Annotated in this window: 13 protein-coding genes and 1 pseudogene; 10 read left to right on the top strand and 4 right to left on the bottom strand. The window is 55.2% G+C overall.

Going from position 1 to position 16,918, the window contains the following annotated elements:
- From PLU01S_RS15920 to PLU01S_RS15950, 7 genes and pseudogenes are all read left to right on the top strand, one after another.
- A pseudogene (locus tag PLU01S_RS15920) lies at positions 1 to 409 on the top strand (dihydroxy-acid dehydratase); the annotation flags it as partial.
- Between the two features lie 214 nt (positions 410 to 623).
- Positions 624 to 2,639, top strand: a complete 2,016-nt coding sequence (dnaX, locus tag PLU01S_RS15925; RefSeq protein ID WP_010794803.1) for a DNA polymerase III subunit gamma/tau — start codon at positions 624 to 626, stop codon at positions 2,637 to 2,639.
- A 32-nt stretch (positions 2,640 to 2,671) separates the two neighbouring features.
- Positions 2,672 to 2,998 (top strand): YbaB/EbfC family nucleoid-associated protein, encoded by a 327-nt coding sequence (locus PLU01S_RS15930; RefSeq protein ID WP_010794802.1) that lies wholly within the window; start codon positions 2,672 to 2,674, stop codon positions 2,996 to 2,998.
- Between the two features lie 113 nt (positions 2,999 to 3,111).
- On the top strand, positions 3,112 to 3,711 hold the full coding sequence (gene recR / locus PLU01S_RS15935) for a recombination mediator RecR (protein WP_026003868.1): 600 nt from the start codon (positions 3,112 to 3,114) through the stop codon (positions 3,709 to 3,711).
- Positions 3,712 to 3,806: 95 nt separating this feature from the next.
- Complete coding sequence (locus tag PLU01S_RS15940) at positions 3,807 to 4,319, top strand: sigma-70 family RNA polymerase sigma factor (protein WP_019365234.1); 513 nt, start codon at positions 3,807 to 3,809, stop codon at positions 4,317 to 4,319.
- A 3-nt stretch (positions 4,320 to 4,322) separates the two neighbouring features.
- Positions 4,323 to 5,297: a FecR domain-containing protein gene (locus tag PLU01S_RS15945; RefSeq protein ID WP_233432127.1), complete on the top strand. Its 975-nt coding sequence runs from the start codon at positions 4,323 to 4,325 to the stop codon at positions 5,295 to 5,297.
- 109 nt (positions 5,298 to 5,406) lie between these two features.
- Complete coding sequence (locus PLU01S_RS15950; RefSeq protein WP_074824050.1) at positions 5,407 to 7,866, top strand: TonB-dependent siderophore receptor; 2,460 nt, start codon at positions 5,407 to 5,409, stop codon at positions 7,864 to 7,866.
- A 61-nt stretch (positions 7,867 to 7,927) separates the two neighbouring features.
- Here the strand turns inward: PLU01S_RS15950 and fnr are convergent, their stop codons facing one another.
- Positions 7,928 to 8,665: a fumarate/nitrate reduction transcriptional regulator Fnr gene (gene fnr / locus PLU01S_RS15955; protein WP_026003866.1), complete on the bottom strand. Its 738-nt coding sequence runs from the start codon at positions 8,663 to 8,665 to the stop codon at positions 7,928 to 7,930.
- Between the two features lie 74 nt (positions 8,666 to 8,739).
- Entirely contained in the window at positions 8,740 to 10,122 is a 1,383-nt protein-coding gene (gene hemN, locus PLU01S_RS15960; protein WP_074824053.1) for an oxygen-independent coproporphyrinogen III oxidase, read from the bottom strand.
- Between the two features lie 185 nt (positions 10,123 to 10,307).
- Between hemN and PLU01S_RS15965 the strand changes: the two genes are divergently transcribed.
- The gene (locus tag PLU01S_RS15965; RefSeq protein WP_083397854.1) at positions 10,308 to 10,964 is read left to right on the top strand and encodes an alpha/beta family hydrolase; all 657 of its coding nucleotides are present in this window, start codon (positions 10,308 to 10,310) and stop codon (positions 10,962 to 10,964) included.
- A 37-nt stretch (positions 10,965 to 11,001) separates the two neighbouring features.
- On the opposite strand, the gene acnA is transcribed toward PLU01S_RS15965, so the two are convergent.
- Positions 11,002 to 13,740 (bottom strand): aconitate hydratase AcnA, encoded by a 2,739-nt coding sequence (acnA, locus tag PLU01S_RS15970; protein ID WP_074824058.1) that lies wholly within the window; start codon positions 13,738 to 13,740, stop codon positions 11,002 to 11,004.
- Between the two features lie 343 nt (positions 13,741 to 14,083).
- Here acnA and rlmM point away from each other — a divergent pair, with 343 nt between their 5' ends.
- Both rlmM and tusA read left to right on the top strand, forming a co-directional pair.
- Complete coding sequence (gene rlmM, locus PLU01S_RS15975) at positions 14,084 to 15,139, top strand: 23S rRNA (cytidine(2498)-2'-O)-methyltransferase RlmM (protein ID WP_074824060.1); 1,056 nt, start codon at positions 14,084 to 14,086, stop codon at positions 15,137 to 15,139.
- Between the two features lie 86 nt (positions 15,140 to 15,225).
- Positions 15,226 to 15,465 (top strand): sulfurtransferase TusA, encoded by a 240-nt coding sequence (gene tusA / locus PLU01S_RS15980; RefSeq protein ID WP_019365227.1) that lies wholly within the window; start codon positions 15,226 to 15,228, stop codon positions 15,463 to 15,465.
- A 1-nt stretch (position 15,466) separates the two neighbouring features.
- Here the strand turns inward: tusA and PLU01S_RS15985 are convergent, their stop codons facing one another.
- On the bottom strand, positions 15,467 to 16,909 hold the full coding sequence (locus tag PLU01S_RS15985; protein ID WP_233432128.1) for an MATE family efflux transporter: 1,443 nt from the start codon (positions 16,907 to 16,909) through the stop codon (positions 15,467 to 15,469).
- Positions 16,910 to 16,918 lie beyond the last annotated feature (9 nt).

A 16,918-nucleotide genomic window follows, 5' to 3' on the forward strand; every position in this document is an offset into this window, starting at 1 on the left:
AAAAGGGTATCCGGGCATGGCTGAGGTGGGCAACATGGGTCTGCCACCCAAGCTGCTGGCCAAGGGCATTACCGACATGGTGCGTATTTCCGATGCGCGCATGAGTGGGACGGCCTACGGGACGGTGGTGCTGCACGTAGCGCCGGAGGCTTCGGCAGGTGGTCCGCTGGCGGTGGTGCGTGACGGTGACATGATCGAGCTGGACTGCGAGAACGGCCGCCTGCATCTGGATATCAGCGATGAAGAGCTGCAGGCCCGCTTGGCGGACTGGCAGGACCCGAACGCCAACCTGCTCGGTGGTGGTTACCGCAAGCTGTACGTGGACCACGTGCTGCAGGCCGATGAGGGCTGTGATTTTGACTTCCTCGTCGGCTGCCGTGGCTCCGAGGTGCCGAGGCACTCGCACTGATCTTCTTTAAGGTAGCCCGGCCATTTCAGGCTGGGTTATCTTCTGAATGCCTTGATTTCTCTGGCCTAGACCCCATCTCTTGAGTCTGGCTAAAGGGTGTCCCGTACATGACTCGATATAGGAATATGAGGCGAGTCATAGGCTTTTGGATGCAATTTACCCCTTGCTTCGCTAGCATTAGCCGACTTCTTTTTCTTCGCCGTGTCAGGTATCGATGAGTTATCAGGTTCTCGCTCGCAAATGGCGTCCGCGCTCTTTCCGTGAAATGGTCGGACAGACCCATGTGCTTAAAGCCCTGATCAATGCCCTGGATAACCAGCGCCTTCATCACGCTTATCTCTTTACCGGCACGCGTGGGGTGGGTAAAACCACCATTGCGCGTATTCTGGCGAAGTGCCTGAATTGCGAGACCGGCATCAGCTCGACCCCCTGCGGGGAGTGTTCGGTCTGCCGGGAAATCGATGAAGGTCGTTTCGTCGATCTGATCGAAGTGGATGCTGCCAGCCGCACTAAGGTAGAGGATACCCGGGAGCTACTGGATAACGTGCAGTACGCCCCTACGCGTGGTCGTTACAAGGTTTACCTCATCGACGAAGTCCACATGCTCTCGACCCATAGTTTCAACGCACTGTTGAAAACATTGGAAGAGCCGCCGCCTCACGTTAAATTCCTGCTGGCAACGACCGATCCGCAAAAGCTCCCCGTTACCATTCTGTCGCGCTGCCTGCAGTTTTCGCTGAAGAACATGCCGCCTGAGCGTGTGGTTGAGCACCTGACCCACGTGTTGACCGCTGAGCAGATTCCTTTCGAACAGGATGCCCTATGGTTGCTGGGGCGTGCTGCCGATGGCTCGATGCGCGATGCGATGAGCCTGACCGATCAGGCGATTGCCTTTGGCGAAGGGCATGTTCTGGCTGCCGATGTACGCGCCATGCTGGGTACGTTGGATCAAGGGCAGGTATATGGTGTATTGCAAGCCTTGCTGGAAGGCGATGCCCGCGCACTGCTCGAGGCCGTACGTCATCTTGCCGAGCAAGGTCCTGATTGGGCAGGTGTGCTGGGCGAGATGCTGAATGTTTTGCACCGTGTGGCGATTGCCCAGGCGTTGCCTGAGGCTGTGGATAACGGTCAGGGTGATCGTGAGCAGGTTTTGGCCTTGGCTCAGGCGCTACCCGCCGAAGATGTGCAATATTATTACCAGATGGGGTTGATTGGGCGTCGAGATCTGCCGTTGGCGCCTGATCCTCGTGGCGGCTTTGAAATGGTATTGCTGAGGATGCTGGCCTTCCGACCGGCTGAGGGCGGCGGCAGTACACCCAAGGCTGCGTTAAAGACGTTGGGAGCCAGTCAGGCCACGACTGACTCCAAGCCAGAACCGGTGGCCGCTCCGTCTGCACCATCCACGCCGGCTCAGTTGCCTGTTGCGCCAGTCACTCGCCCAGCGCCCGTGGCGAAACCCAGTCCCGCTCCGGTTAAGTCCGAGCCTCGGCCGGAACCGGTAACGGCTTCTGCATCGCCTGTTGCGAAAGAGCCAGAGGCCTCTCAGACAAGCGAGCCTGTCGATCTACCCTGGGATGAACCTACAACGGCCATCAAAACGCCGGTAGAGCCAACCCATGTGGTTCCGATGGCAACCGAAACGTCGGAGGCCACTGTAATTGAGCGGGTCGTTGACGAGCAGGACAATGAAGGCTTGGCAGACGACGAGCCACCGCCTGCCGATGATTATTACAATGCCGAGTCCGATTACGGCTATCTGGACGAACTGACCGAAGGCGTACTGGCCGAGGCGCCGGCGACGGCCCCAGAGCCCGTACCGGCAGCCAAACCTGCAACCGGACTTGCCGCCGAGTGGATCGAATTGCTACCTAAGCTAGGCTTAGGAGGCATGACTGCAAGCATTGCGGCAAACTGTACGCTGGTGTCGGTTGAAAATGATGCATGGCACCTTCATCTGGATCCAAATCAGAGCGCATTATTCAACACGAACCAGCATCGCCGTTTGAATGATGCCTTGAATCAATACCAAGGGCGTACGATCAAGCTGGATATCACACTCCAGACGCCCGAGCAGGAGACGCCAGCACAGGCTGCCGCTCGCAAACGTGCGGAGCGTCAGCGGGAAGCTGAGGCGTCCATACAGAATGATCCGCTGATCCAGCAAATGATGGAGCAGTTCGCGGCTGTAGTCCGCGCGGACACTATCGAGCCGGTCAATTCCAAGGACTGACCGGGTTCTCAAACCAGACGAGGTAAACAGACATGTTAAAAGGTGGCATGGCCGGCCTGATGAAGCAGGCTCAGCAAATGCAGGAAAAAATGCAGAAGATGCAGGAAGAGCTGGCAAATGCCGAAGTGACCGGTCAGTCCGGCGCCGGGCTGGTCAGCGTCGTCATGACGGGTCGCCACGATGTCAAGCGTGTATCGCTGGATGACAGCCTGATGCAGGAAGACAAGGAGATTCTGGAAGACCTTATCGCGGCTGCGGTGAACGATGCCGTTCGCAAGATCGAGCAGAACAGCCAGGAAAAGATGTCTGGTATGACTGCGGGCATGCAGCTGCCGCCTGGATTCAAGATGCCTTTCTAAGCATCTAAAGGCTTATGGTCACGCCGCTGGCCGTTCTGGCTGGCGGCGATCCAGGCACGTTAACAGACGATAGCCTGTCTATACTTTTATCTATCTCCACTCGAGATTTCTTCATGAGTTTTAGTCCTCTCATTCGACAGTTGATCGACGCGCTACGCATTTTGCCTGGGGTGGGCCAGAAATCAGCCCAGCGTATGGCCATGCAGATGCTTGAGCGTGACCGGAGCGGGGGCCTGCGCTTGTCGAGTGCCTTGCAGGCAGCCATGGAGGGAGTAGGGCATTGCAAGCATTGTCGTACCCTGACGGAAAACGAACTGTGCCCTCAGTGCGCTGATCCGGATCGGGATGACCAGCTGCTTTGCGTGGTTGAGTCGCCAATGGATGTCTTTGCCGTTGACCAGACGGGCTTCCGTGGGCGTTATTTCGTGCTGAAAGGGCACCTGTCTCCTCTGGATGGTCTCGGCCCGGAGGCGATCGGCATTCCAGAGCTGATGGAGCGTATCGAGCAAGGTGCCTTCCAGGAAGTCATTATTGCAACCAACCCGACAGTGGAAGGCGAGGCGACGTCCCATTACATTGCGCAGCTATTGAAACCGCGCGGTTTAACTATTTCCCGGATTGCCCATGGTGTCCCCCTGGGTGGTGAACTTGATCTGGTAGACAACGGCACCCTTACGCATGCCTTTGCAGGCCGTAAGCCGATCACGCTTTGATCGGCGGTACGCAAATTGACGTAAAAAAGCATAGATCTATTCTTGAGAAGCATTATCATTAGCGATATCTCAATGCCATCTCGATAGGTTCTGACATGTGCGCGGCTGAAGTGTCATCACCCAACGCCTTGCATGACTGGTATAGCGAGCATCATGGCTGGCTGCACGGCTGGCTGAGCAAACGGTTGGGATGCTCGTTCAATGCAGCCGATCTGGCCCAGGATACATTCCTTCGCCTGTTAGCCAAAGGACGCGATCTTCCGTCCGTTCGAGAGCCGCGCGCTTACTTATCGACCATCGCCCATTCATTACTCGTCAATCACTGGCGGCGTCAGGATATCGAACGGACCTATCTCGAGGCGCTGGCTGATCGTTCCGAGTATTACGCGCCATCTCCAGAAGCGCGTGAAATCATTATTGAAAGTCTCGTTCAAATCGACGCCATGCTGGACCGTCTACCTGAAAAGGTGCGCTCAGCCTTCCTGATGTCTCAACTGGAAGGGCAGACGTATGCAGCCATTGGTGAGGTGCTAGGGGTGTCCGAGCGAATGGTCAAAAAGTACATGGCCCAAGCCATGCTGCACTGCCTGACCCTTGAGGTGGAATAGACCATGCAGGCCGCCCAGCAGATGTCCGAGACAGAGTGCGACTTTGCGGTGCTTGAGCAGGCGGCCGAATGGTTTGCCGTGCTCAGTGCTGATGATGTCAGCGATCAGGAGCGTGTGCAGTGGCAGCTCTGGCTGGCAGAAAATCCGCAACATGCCCAGGCGTGGCAGCGTGTCGAGCTGATCAGTCGTCATTTTCAGCGCATACCCTCCGAGCAACGCCATGGCGCTACACAAGCGCTACAGAAAAAAGGGCCAACGCGGCGTCAGACATTAAAACTGATGACCGTACTTTGCAGTACCGGTGTTCTGGCCTGGACTACCTCTTCACATTTGTCCTGGAGACAATGGTATGCCAGCTACCGAACACGTGTGGGAGAGATCAAGGATTTTCAGCTTGCTGATGGCTCGCATCTCTGGCTGAACACCGATACGGCAATGGATGTCTCGAACGAACCGGACCGCTTGCATCTGGCACTCTACAAGGGTGAGGCCATGCTGTCTCGAGGCAAGGATGCTCACTATCCGCTGACGCTTGATACGGCATTCGGTGCGTTACTGGCCAAAGAAGCCCAGTTTAGTGTTTTTGATCGAGGAGGCTTTGGCGAGTTGGCAGTTTTCAACGGCAGTGTGCAGGTTGCTCCTGTGGCGTCGGCGTCCGTCACAGTAAAGGCAGGACAACAGGTGCGCTTTAGCACTGACGAGGTTTCTACTGCTCGGATGAGTGAGCAACGCCGTCAGGCTTGGATCAAAGGGATGATTCTGGCCGATGATATGCGATTGAGCGACTTTGTTGACGAGTTATCGCGTTATCGCTCCGGGTATCTGGCCTGTGATCCGGATGTAGCGAATCTGCGTCTGGTCGGTGCATACCCGCTGAAGGAAACGGAGCGGGTGCTGACAGCCTTGGAGCAAAGCCTGCCCATTCGCATCAATCGCCCGCTGCCTTGGTGGACGTCTATTTCAGCGCGTCCTGTCTGAATCTTAATAAAAAATATTATCATTAGCGGTTCCCTTTTCTTGGTTTCGACTGGCTTTAGTCTCAAACAGGCTGAAAGCCATCACTGTTGAACACAAAAAGGGATGAGTAATGGATTCGCGTCGTTCGTATCAGGCTTTTTTCAAGCGGAGCCCTCTGCGTCAGGCTGTGCATGCTGCTGCACTCGCTATACCGATGAGCCTCGCCCTTGTGCCGCTTGCAGGTAATGCCGCCGAAGCGGCTGCCGCGGCCCAGGCAGTACGCAGTTACGATATACCGGCTGGCCCGCTGTCGACGGCATTGAGTCGTTTTGCTGGCGAAGCGAATGTCATGCTATCTGCCGATGGCTCATTGACGGAGGGCAAGCAGAGCCCAGGTCTCAAGGGGCAGTACAGTGTTGAAGAAGGTTTTGCAGCGCTGCTAAAAGGAAGCGGCTTGCAGATCGTCAACACCGGTAGCGGCAGCTACTCGCTGGCGGCTGGAACAGCAAGCGTTGGCAGTGATGTTTCCGAGCTTTCTGCGACTACCGTTACCGATTTCGCACTGGGCAATGCGCTTGGAACCATGGAAGGCTATAACGCCACCCATAGCCAGATTGCAACCAAGACAAGTAAGTCGATCCTGGAGACCTCTCAGTCGGTATCCGTGGTAACGCGCGACCAGATTGATGATCAGGGCTCGCAAACAGTTTCCCAGGCGTTGCGTTATACCCCAGGTGTCATGACCAACCCATATGGTGCAACTCACCGGTATGACTATGTTGCCATGCGTGGTTTCAATGACGGCTCGGTAGATAACATCTATCTTGATGGCCTCAAGACCATGGGAGATAGCGGTACCTATAGCAGCATGCAGGTAGATCCGTATTTCCTTGAGCGCATCGATATCCTGAAAGGCCCGTCTTCGGTGCTCTACGGACGGAGTAATCCTGGCGGCCTGGTAGCGCTTACCAGCAAGAAGCCACTCTATGAGCCTTATCATGAAATCCAGGCCACGGTGGGTACCCAGGGCCAGCGGGGTATGGGGTTCGATTTTAGTGGGCCGGTTAACGAAGACCAGACGATTGCCTATCGGCTGGTAGGTCTGGCGGACAAGTCCGATACGCAGTTTGATCACAACGAGGAGAAGCGCTACGCCATTGCGCCCACTGTAGCCATCGACTTTGATGAAAATACGACGCTAACCCTGCAGGCGTATATGCAACATGACCCCGAGGGCGGTTACCACGGCGGTCTCCCGGCAGACGGCACACTCTATCGCCACAATGGACAATACATCTCAAAGCATTTCTTTGAGGGCGACTCCGATTTCGACAAGTTCGAACGTACCCAGCAGATGGTGGGTTATCAGTTTGAGCATCGTTTCAATGATGTCTGGTCGGCACGGCAGAACTTCCGCTATCTGGATGGCAAGGTGGATATGCGGCAGGCTTATGCTGCGGGTTGGGCCAGCATAGGATCCAACGAGTTAGCGCGCGCAACCACTGAAGGCAAGGAGCGTCTGCATGCCTGGATTGTAGATAACATGGCACAGGCTGAATTTAATACCGGGTCAGCCAAACATACGCTTTTGATGGGGTTGGATTATCAGCGTCGTAAGGCCAAGGTCGACTACGCAGGCGGGTCCGCTTCTAACATTGATGCGTTCGACCCTGTCTATGGTAATCCGGGCGTCACGGAAACATGGCAAACCAGCGATTTGCGTCGGATGGAGCAGACTGGCCTGTACATGCAGGACTTGATTGACCTGGATAAATGGCGGTTTTCGCTCGGTCTGCGTAAGGATTGGGTAGAGACCTCTTCCGAGGATGAGCTATACGGTGCAGGCAAAAACACCTACAAGGAGAATAAGGTTACTCCGCGGGTGGGTGCACTGTATCTTTTCGACAATGGTATCGCGCCCTACATTAGCTATTCAGAGTCTTTCAATCCCAACTCTTTTACTGACCAGAACGGCGATCCGCTCAAGGCTACTGAGGGCAAGCAGTGGGAGGCTGGCATCAAGTATCAGCCGCCGGGTACGGACAATATCTTTACGGCATCAGTCTTCCACATTACCCAAGAAAACTTGGCGACCAAACTGGCGAATGAACAATACTACCGCCCGGTAGGAAAGGTACGCTCCCAAGGCGTAGAGTTGGAAGCTCACATGCAGGTGACTGATAACTTCCGTGTACTAGGCAGCTATACGTTTGCTGATGTCGAATACATTAAGTCGGATGACGGTACAGAAGGCAATACGCCTAACGTTGCTCCTCGTCATATGGCATCTGTCTGGGGAGATTACTCATTCAAAGAGGGATCGCTCCAGGGCTTGAGTCTGGGAGCGGGGGTACGGGCAGTTAGTAAGAGTTGGGCAGATCCAGCTAATACCGAACGCGTTCCTGGATACACCCTGTTTGATGCGTCAGTGGGTTATGACTTGAGTAATGTGGGACTCAAAGGTGTAGATGTACGTGTCAACGCCAATAACCTAACCGATAAAAAATACGTCGCTGCATGTAATAGCCTGTTGTATTGCTATTACGGCGAAGAGCGTAACGTCACCGCCACGGTCAGTTACAAGTTCTAACAATCAAAAGCGATAAAGCTTTTCAAGTAAAACGGGCGGCTTCAGGGCCGCCCGTTTTGTTTCAACCTTCCAGCTGGCCGCCCGCCAGGGCGCAGAGCTGAATCGAGTCGAGGATATGCACTTCCTTGCCTTCGGCCTCGATGATGCCGCTCTGCTGGAAGCGCGTGAACACACGAGAAACTGTCTCCACTGCAAGGCCCAGATAGTTACCGATCTCATTACGGGACATGGACAGGCGGAACTGCTGGGCGGAGAAGCCACGAGCGCGGAAACGTGCAGACAGATTCACAAGAAACGTCGCGATACGCTCGTCTGCGCTTTTTTTGGACAAGAGCAGCATCATCTGCTGATCATCCCGAATCTCGCGGCTCATCACACGCATCAGCTGGCGACGCAGCTGGGGAAGCTGATCGGCCAGCTCATCAAGATGCTCGAAGGGGATCTCGCATACCGATGTGGTTTCCAGCGCCTGTGCAGAAACCGGATGCAGCTCCGTATCCATACCGGACAAGCCAACCAGCTCGCTGGGTAGGTGAAAGCCGGTAATCTGCTCTTCACCGTTATCGGTCACGCTAAAGGTTTTAAGCGCGCCTGAGCGGACGGCAAAGACGGAGCCAAAACTGTCACCCTGTCGGAACAGATAGTCGCCTTTCTTGAGTGGACGGCCGCGCTTGACGATCCGATCAAGCTCATCCAGATCCTCAAGGTTCAACGACAATGGCAAGCATAAGGGTGCCAGGCTGCAATCTTTACAGTGGGCTTGCGGCGAGGTGACACGCATTTTCAAAGTCTCGGACATGGCTTTCGATTTATTCCATTAGTAAGCCAAGGGTATTACTGCACGCATGATGATGAAAGCTGTTAGTGAATTTATTAGATGACCCGTGAAAACCGTTGTGTGTTCTGTTGGGGCAAATAACGATCAAACAACATACAAACTGATCGCACGAGTAACCTCCCGGCCGGCAAGATATCAATGCCTTTTTCATCCAGGCGAATAAGCTCATCAGTCGCCATACGCTCAAGGTCAGGCATGACATCGGCAAAGTAATCCTTGAAATCAATTCCCAGTGCTCGGCCTGTTTCAGCAAAGTCGAGCTGGAAGTGACAAATTAGCTGCTGGATTACCGCGCGACGAATCAAGTCGTCCCGTTCACAGTGCAAACCCCGGCGTACAGCAAGTTGACCGTTATCCAGACTAGTCTGGTATTCGGAAATATCCACTGTGTTTTGAGAGTAAAGCTCATTTATCTGGCTAATGGCCGATACCCCCAGCCCAATCAGGTCACAATGGCCATGGGTCGTATAGCCCTGAAAGTTACGCTGCAGCGAACCATCTTCCTGAGCAATCGCCAATTCGTCGTCGGGCAGGGCGAAGTGGTCCATCCCGATGTAACGATAACCGGCAGCCATTAGCTGCTCAGTTGTCCTTTGAAGCATCTCCAGCTTTTGTGCGGGGCTTGGCAGCTCAGCAGCCTCAATCCGCCGCTGTGGTGGAAAACGGGTGGGGAGGTGCGCGTAATTGAATACAGACAAGCGATGCGGTTGCAGATCAATTACTGCCTCGACGGTTTTGGCGAAGCTTTCCGGCGTTTGCCGGGGAAGACCATAAATCAGGTCGATATTGATTGAACGATAACTGAGCGTACGGGCTGCATCGATGATGGCCCGCGTCTCGTTGAGGCTTTGCAGGCGATTCACAGCCAACTGCACATTCGTATCGATGTCTTGGACACCGAGGCTAACCCGATTGAAACCCAGCTCACGCAACAGGCCCATCGTGGCCCAGTCCGCTTCGCGTGGATCGATCTCGATCGAATAATCCCCAGAGTCATCATCCAGCAGGCTGAAGCGCTGACGCAGCTCGGACATCAGCTGCCGTAGCTGTTCAGGGTTGAGAAAAGTCGGCGTGCCGCCGCCAAAATGCAATTGCTCTACCTTCTGGTCTGCGCCTACATGACGACTGATCAGCTGAATTTCCCTTGTCAGGCTGGCCAGATAAGGCACGCTGCGGCTGCGGTCCTTGGTAATGACTTTATTACAGGCGCAGTAGTAGCAAATATGTGCGCAGAAGGGCACATGGACATACAGCGACAGCGGCCGCTTGGCAGTGCGGCTATCCCTTAGTGCATGCATCAGATCGAACGCGCCTATCTGATCATGAAACTGCACTGCAGTTGGATAAGAGGTATAGCGAGGCCCTGCCATGTCGTAGCGCTGGATTAATTCTGGTTTCCAATCGATGGCGTCGAGCATGACCATACTCCCGTAAAACTATGAAGCAGAGTCTAGAAGCAAGTAGGTAGTGGCATCTTGACCTGCATCAATAGCGACAACGTGAAGGCCAGAGAGGCGATAAAAGGTACGATGGATTCTGTTGAGCTAATTTTGTATGTAATACCAGCCCATAAAGAGTGTTATTAGATTCATTAGGAGGTTTCGTGCAAAACAACCACGTCAATCAGAAGGAAGTTTCGCTTCTTTGGAGCAGGTGCGATCAGAAAATGGCCACGCTTGTTCTGGCCCATGGAGCAGGGGCTCCCATGGACAGTCCGTTCATGGATCAAATGACCAGGGCGCTGGTAGCCCAGCGTATCGAAGTAGTACGGTTTGAATTTCCTTATATGGCTGAGCGACGAATCTCAGGAAGGAAAAGGCCTCCATCTCCTAAGGCGCAGTTGCTTGCTACCTGGAAGCAGGTCATTGATCTGGTCAGGCAAACAACCCCAGGACCGCTTGCCATTGGCGGCAAATCAATGGGAGGCCGAATGGCCAGCCTGGTCGCTGATGAGGAGCGGGTTAGCGCATTGGTGTGCCTTGGGTATCCATTCTATGCGGCAGGCCGCCCGGAAAAGCCGCGGGTCGACCATCTCGTTGATCTGCAAACGCCTACGTTGATCATCCAGGGCGAGCGTGATGCTCTGGGAGATCGGGAGACGGTTGAGCATTACACACTGTCTGACCAGGTCCGAATCGAGTGGGTACTGACAGCCAACCATGACCTTAAGCCACTCAAACGCTCAGGCTTGAGTCACTCACAAAGCATTGAGAAGAGTGCGTTATCGATAGTGCGCTTTTTGGCCGCCCTTCGGGCATAAAAAGCCCGCACTGCGGCGGGCTTTTTTATGGGAGCGCTTACATTAGACTGCGCAATACATAGTGCAGAATGCCACCCGCCTTGAAGTATTCCACTTCGTTGAGGGTATCGATTCGGCAGAGAAGCTCTACCGTTTCCATGCTGCCATCTTCACGAGTGATTTCCATGGTCAGTGGCATACGTGGCCGCAGTTCGACGCCATCCAGTCCGAAAATGCTGATTTTCTCCTTACCGGTTAGACCTAGCGACTTGCGATCCACTCCGTTCTGGAACTGAAGCGGAAGGACGCCCATGCCTACCAGGTTGGAGCGGTGGATGCGCTCGAAGCTTTCGGTAATCACTGCCTTGACACCGAGCAGGTTGGTTCCCTTGGCTGCCCAGTCACGGGATGAACCTGTGCCATATTCCTTGCCTGCAATAATGACCAGTGGAGTGCTATCTATCTGATACCGCATGGCAGCGTCATAGATGGCCATTTTCTCACCGGTTGGAACATGCAGCGTATTGCCACCTTCCTCGCCACCCAGCATTTCGTTACGGATACGAATGTTGGCAAAAGTGCCGCGCATCATGACTTCATGGTTGCCACGGCGGGAGCCGTACGAGTTGAAGTCCTCATAGGCAACACCATGTTCGGTGAGGTAGCGGCCCGCCGGGCTATCCTTTTTGATGTTACCAGCCGGGGAGATATGGTCTGTTGTGACTGAGTCGCCCAGTAAGGCGAGAATTCGCGCATCATGAATATCTGATACACGAGGTGGGTTGCCGCCAATGTTCTCGAAGAAGGGAGGATTCTGGATATAGGTCGAATCGTTTCTCCAGGTATAGGTCTTGGAGGCTGGAACCTGAATGGCCTTCCAGTTCTCATCGCCCTCGAAGACCGCTGCGTATTCCTTGCGGAACATCGCCGAGTTGACTTTCTCGATGGCGTCAGCCACTTCCTGTTGGGTGGGCCAGATATCCTTCAGATAGACCGGCTGGCCGTTCTTGTCTGTACCCAAAGGATCTTTAGACAGATCAACCTTGACGCTGCCTGCCAAGGCATAAGCGACTACCAGTGGTGGTGAAGCCAGCCAGTTCGTTTTGACAAAGGGATGTACGCGGCCTTCGAAGTTGCGGTTGCCCGAGAGCACTGATGCCACGGTCAGATCGCCTTCCTGAATCGCTTTTTCAATCGGTTCGAGCAGCGGCCCGGAATTGCCGATGCATGTGGTGCAACCGTATCCCACAAGGTTAAAGCCCAACTTGTCTAGCGAGGTCATAAGGCCGGCAGCCTTATAATATTCGGTTACGACCTTGGAGCCAGGCGCCAATGAACTCTTGACCCAGGGTTTGCGCTCCAGCCCTTTTTCAACGGCTTTTTTCGCCAGTAGACCGGCAGCCATCATGACGCTGGGGTTGGAGGTGTTGGTACAGGAGGTAATGGCGGCAATTACAACTGCGCCGTTTTGTAAGCAGTATTTCTGGCCGTCAAGCTCATACTCGATGCCGTCCGCCTTGGGTTCGCCTTTAACCGAGTCGTCCAGCCCACCGGGTGTAACGGGATGTCCATTACCCTTAGGCGCAGTAGGCTTGAGTTGCAGACTCATGAACTGATCAAATGCTTCGCTGACCTTGGATAGCGAAACACGATCCTGCGGACGCTTGGGGCCTGCCAGGCTGGATTCGACATCGCCCAAGTCCAGATGCAGGGTGTCGGTGAAGCTTGGTTCGTCACCGGCCTCACGCCACATACCCTGAGCTTTGGCGTAGGCCTCAACCAGCTTGACTGTTTCTTCGGGGCGGCCCGAGAAGCGCAGAAAGTCCACAGTGACCTGGTCAACCGGGAAGAAGCCGCAAGTGGCGCCGTATTCCGGAGCCATATTGCCGATGGTAGCGCGGTCCGCCAGTGGCAGATCAGCCAAGCCGTCTCCATAGAACTCAACGAACTTACCCACTACGCCTTTCTTGCGTAACATCTGGGTTACGGTCAACACCAGGTCAGTAGCGGTAATGCCTTCGCGCAGCTTGCCTGTCAGCTTGAAGCCGATGACCTCAGGTATGAGCATGGAAACCGGCTGGCCCAGCATGGCGGCCTCAGCTTCAATGCCGCCTACGCCCCAGCCTAGTACACCCAGGCCGTTGATCATCGTCGTATGCGAGTCGGTGCCTACCAGGGTATCCGGGAAAGCGTAAGTCTCGCCGTTTTCTTCGCGAGTCCAAACTGTACGGCCTAGGTATTCAAGGTTTACCTGGTGACAGATGCCGGTGCCCGGTGGCACTACGCTAAAGTTGTCGAAAGCTTGTTGACCCCAGCGCAAGAATTCGTAACGTTCACCGTTGCGCTGCATTTCAATGGCTACGTTTTCCTCATAGGCGTGTTCGGAGGCGTAACGGTCGACCATTACCGAGTGGTCAATCACCAGATCGACAGGAGAGAGGGGATTGATTTTTTCAGGATCGCCTCCTGCCTTGGCCATGGCATCACGCATGGCTGCCAAGTCCACGACTGCGGGTACCCCGGTAAAGTCCTGCATCAGAACGCGCGCCGGACGGTATTGAATCTCGCGGTCAGAGGTGCGTTCCTTGAGCCAGTCAACCAGTGCCTGCAGGTCTTCACGGTAAACGGTTTTATTGTCTTCCCAGCGCAGCAGATTTTCGAGCAGGACCTTTAGCGATACAGGCAAGCGCGAAATATCACCCAGGCTCTTGGCGGCTTCGGGAAGGCTATAGTAGTGATACGTACGGCCATCGACCTCTAGGGTACGACGACATTTCAGACTATCCAGTGCAGGCATGACGATGAATCTCCTCTCGGCTTGGGACGGCACGATGGTTCGGCCTTGTGCAAGACGACGTGACCTTCGCTAATCCCGGCTCAGGCCCACTCCGAGGAAATACCGAAAAGTCTGCCAACACTGCCTCTCGGCACGAAGATTCTGGGCCGAGCATCAATGGGGCCTGATCGGTATCAACAGCGGCGGACATCCGGCGCCAGCCTGTCGACCAAGCGTCGTCTTGCGCTTGTTCTCCAATACTGGACCGATTGACGGCTTTTACGTTCCCTGTTCCGCTCAATCCGGCTGGCTCGGGTATAGTGCGCGGCTTATTGCAAGGCCGCATCACAGGGCTGGAGTTTTGATGAATACGTTGTTGTTACATTGCCGACCTGGTTTTGAAGGCGAGGTGTGTGCCGAGCTTGGCGATCTGGCTGCACAGCTGGAAATTTCAGGCTACGCGCGGGGCAAGCCAGCCAGCGCCTTTGCCGAGTTCATTTGCAGTGAGGCAGAGGGTGCAGATCGCCTCATGAAGCGCCTGCGCTTTGCCGACCTGATCTTTCCGCGCCAATGGGCGCGAGGCACAGGTTTTGTCACGTTACCTGAGCAGGACCGTGTAGGAGCCATCCTGCAGGAGCTACAGAGCTATCCGGTCTGCGGGAGCCTGTGGTTCGAGGTATTGGATACCAATGACGGCAAAGCGCTGTCGACATTCTGCAAGAAATTCGAAAAGCCTCTGAGGGCTGCACTGACCAAGGCCGGCCGTCTGAAGGAAGACTCTGCCTTGCCACGGCTGCAATTGACCTTTCGAACAGGAACGGATGTGTTCATTGGCGTGGCCGAGCCGCGTAACGCTGCGTTCTGGCCGATGGGTATACCCCGACTCAAGTTTCCCCGTGAAGCGCCCAGCCGCTCTACGCTTAAACTGGAAGAGGCCTGGCATCAGTTTATTCCTCGTGCGCAGTGGGATGAGCGCCTTGCCTCGGGTATGCACGCCGTAGACCTAGGGGCAGCACCTGGAGGCTGGACATGGCAACTGGTCAACCGGGATATGCTCGTGACCGCCGTGGATAACGGGCCGATGGCAGAGTCCCTGATGGAGTCAGGCCTTATCGAGCATCTGCAAGTCGATGGCTATGCCTTTCGTCCACGTAAGGAAGTCGACTGGATGGTATGCGATATCGTCGAAAAACCAGCCCGCACAGCCGCGCTCATGGAAAACTGGATCGGCGAGCGCTGGTGCAGGGAGGCTGTCGTGAACCTGAAGCTGCCAATGAAGCAGCGCTATGCTGAAGTCAGGCGCATTCTGGATCGATTGAAAAGCTATTTTGGTAGTAAGGGAATGTCAGTTTCCGTTGCCTGCAAACAGCTCTACCACGATCGCGAAGAGGTCACCTGTCACCTCCGTCGCTTGAAATAACCAAAGCAGAACATTTACGGCTCGAAACGTACTGATGCAGCCGGTGCCTATGTCAAAGGCGCGGCTGCTACCGAATGGAGAAAAGCATGACTCTTACCGTTGACGCGACACTTGACGCCAGCGGGCTGAATTGCCCTGAACCTGTCATGATGCTGCACAACAAGGTGCGAGACCTGGCAGGTGGTAGCCTGCTCAAGGTCATTGCAACTGATCCCTCTACGCAGCGGGACATCCCCAAATTCTGCATGTTTCTAGGACATGAGCTGGTGCAGAAGGAGGAAGAGGGCGGCAAGTACCTTTATTGGATACGCAAGAAAGTCGAATAACCTAGTGGGCTGCATTTCTTATCCTGCGGCGTGCGCTACGTGCAAGGCGTATGGCAAGCAATACCGCTGCACAGGTAAGCCCCACCACCAGACCTTGCCAAAGGCCCGCCGGTCCGCGGGCCTGCCCAACCCAATCGGTCAGGCCTAGTACATAACCTACTGGCAGACCGATACCCCAATAGGCGAGCAGTGTGATCACCATTGTGGCCCGTGTATCCTGATACCCCCTGAGTCCCCCGGCCGCTGTCACCTGTACCGCATCTGAAAACTGGAAGAGAGCGGCAAATACAATCAGCGACGCCGCCAGGCTCACCACAGCCGGGTCCTGTGTATAAAGCGTTGCGATCGGTGCGCGGAAAAGCAGCATGATACTGGCAGAAATACAGGCCCAGGATAGGCCAACGGCCACTCCCGTGCCTGCCGAAAACCGCGCTTGCCGAGGCTCGCCGCGTCCCAGGGACTGTCCAACCCGTACAGTGATGGCCATGCCGATCGACAAGGGGATCATGAAGGTGAGTGAGGCAAAGTTGAGAGCAATCTGATGGCCTGCTACCACCGTTGCGCCTAGCTCACCGATCAACAGGGCAATGACCGAGAAGATGCTGGACTCCGCAAATACCGCGATTCCAATAGGCGCACCCACAGAGAGCAGGCGACGAATCACTGGCCATTGGGGAGCGTCGAAGCGGCTGAAGATACCGCATGCGTGGTAGATCTTGGCGCGTCGCACCCATGCGAACATGCCCAGGAACATCAACCACATCGCCACGCCACTGGCAAATCCGCAACCTGGTCCGCCCATCGCTGGCAAGCCAAGGCGACCATGGATGAACAGATCATTTAGCGGAACGTTGAGTGTCAGACCAACCAGACCAATGATCATGCTGGGCCGGGTGCGTCCAAGCCCGTCGCTGAAGCAGCGCAGCACGTAATACAGTGCAACCGCGGGGATACCCATGGCGATGCCATGCAGATAGGTCATGGTTGGCTGAATCAGCTCCGGACTGACATGCATGGCAATCAGTAAAGGCTTCGCTGAGCATAAAAGAGCGCTGGCTATCAAGCCGATGACCACGGCCAACCAGAGCGCCTGTCGAACAAGCGGACCAATCTTCTCCGGTTGCCTGGCGCCATGATGCTGCGCCACGTTTGGCGTAGTGGCCAGCAGCGTTCCGGTCATCAGAAGAAAGACCGGCACCCAGACGGAATTGCCTAGCGCAACGGCTGCCAGGTCCAACGGACCGACACGCCCGGCCATGACGGCATCGACGAACCCCATGGCAGAGTGCGATAACTGCGCAATGATAATAGGCGCTGCCAGTGCGAGCAGGGCCGTTAGCTCATGACGGATCCGCTGCCGCCGGGTAGGTCTTGTGTCCACGAGATTATCAGGTAAGGAAAAGTTGGTCAGTGTACGACGCTTTTCGGATGCCGAGAAATCCATCACACGTCT

It is taken from the genome of Pseudomonas luteola NBRC 103146 (assembly GCF_002091675.1).
Taxonomy (GTDB): Bacteria; Pseudomonadota; Gammaproteobacteria; order Pseudomonadales; family Pseudomonadaceae; genus Chryseomonas; species Chryseomonas luteola.